Raw genomic sequence first — 1859 nt, forward strand, 5'->3', positions numbered from 1 at the left:
GGACTCCGACCCGGGCGAGACCGGGAAGCTCTACCTCTACAAGGGCACCGGCAGCGGCCTGAGCTCCCGCACCGAGATCGGCTCCGGCGGCTGGTAGTCCGCCTACGGGCTTCACCGGCCGGCCCCGGCCGGCCGCTGAAGCCGGGGGTGGGTCCGCCGACCACCGTGCGGGCCCGCCCCTGCCCCCGCCCCCCCGCCCTCCCCGGCCCGCGCTGCCGGGTGCCGTCCTCCCGCTTCCCCGTCCGACGGGCGGCTTCGCGCTGCCCGTCTCCTTGGAGAATTCCGTGATTCACCACCGTCTGAGGGGTGCCGCCTCGCTCGCCGTGGCGGCCGGCGTCCTCACCGCAGTCCTGCCGCTGGGCCTGGTCGCCCAGGCCGCCGAGCCCGGCGCGGCCGAGCCCGCAGCGGCAGGTCAGAGCGTCAAAACCGTTTCCTACCAAGGGCTTTCGCTTAAGGTTCCGTCGAGCTGGGCGGTGGTCGACCTGGCCCAGGCACCCGACACCTGTGTCCGGCTGGACCGGAACACCGTCTACCTCGGCCACCCCGGGGCGGACCAGAAGTGCCCGACCCACCTGATCGGGGAGAAGGCGGACGCGCTGGTCGTGGAGACCTTCGCCGGTGCGGCCGAGCGGGCCGACCTCGCCACGGTCGCGGTGGCCGCCGGCCAGGCCGTCCCGGCCCTTCCCGACAGCGTCGGCCAGGAGGCGCGGGTGGCCTTCGAAGGCGCCGGTGTCTACGTGACGGCCAGTCACACCTCCTCCTCGGCGGCCGCGGTGCAGCGCATCCTCGCCTCGGCCTCGGTGGGCGCCGGCGCCACCGCGGCCCCGGCGCCGCAGCCGCCGAAGGCCGCCGCCGGCTCCATCGCGGCGTCCGACCCGGCGTCGGCGTCGGCGTCGGCGTCGGCGGCCGCGTCCGCGACACCGAGCACCGGCTACACCGGCAAGGCGTTCGACGCCTGCGCCGCCCCCTCGTCCGGTGCGATGGCGGACTGGGCCTCCTCGCCGTACCGGGGCGTGGGCATCTACATCGGCGGTCCGACCCGGGTCTGCGCGCAGAGCAACCTCACCGCGTCGTGGGTGGCGCAGCAGAGCAGCGCCGGCTGGCACCTGCTGCCCGTCTATGCGGGCACGCAGGCCGCGGGGATTTCCTCGTCGAACGCCGAGGGCCAGGGCCGGGCCGCGGCGGAGGCCGCCGTCAAGCTGGCCAAGGGCCTGGGCTTCACGACCGCGACGGTGCTCTACGTCGACATGGAGGCCTACTCCTCCGGCTATCGCACCAACGTGCTGAACTACCTGTCGGGCTGGACCGGGCGGCTGCACGAGCTCAACTTCCGCTCCGGTGTCTACAGTTCGTCGTCCAGCGGGATCAAGGACATGGTCGCCGCCTACAACTCGTCCAGCTTCGACCGCCCCGACGTCGCGTGGGCCGCGAACTGGAACAACGTCGCGGACACCAACGACAGCTACATCCCGGCGGGGTACTGGTCCAACCACCAGCGCGTCCACCAGTACGCCGGGGACGTCACGGAGTCGCACGGCGGGACCACCATCAACATCGACCGGAACTACGTCGACGTCGCCGTCAAGGCCCCGGTGAACGACCCCGGGATGACGAACCTGACGGCGGGTGACTTCAACGGGAACGGCAAGAAGGACCTGGTGGCGGTCGAGGTGTCGACCGGGAAGCTCTGGTCGTACCCGGGTACCGGTACGGGGACGTTGGGCAGCCGGGTGATGATCGGCAACGGTGGCTGGAACGGGATGGGCAACCTGGCGGTCGGTGACCTGAACCGGGACGGCCGGGACGACATCGTGGCCACGGAGAAGTCGACGGGGAAGCTGTGGCTGTACCCGGGGACG

General features: G+C 72.6%; 1 protein-coding gene. It reads left to right on the forward strand.

What is annotated here, in order from left to right; genetic code table 11:
- Positions 1 to 284: 284 nt before the first annotated feature.
- Positions 285 to 1859: glycoside hydrolase domain-containing protein (locus ACFC1F_RS43255; RefSeq protein WP_376167300.1), on the forward strand; the 1575-nt coding region annotated here is incomplete at its 3' end.

It is taken from the genome of Kitasatospora sp. NPDC056181, from assembly GCF_042266225.1.
Lineage (GTDB): Bacteria > Actinomycetota > Actinomycetes > Streptomycetales > Streptomycetaceae > Kitasatospora.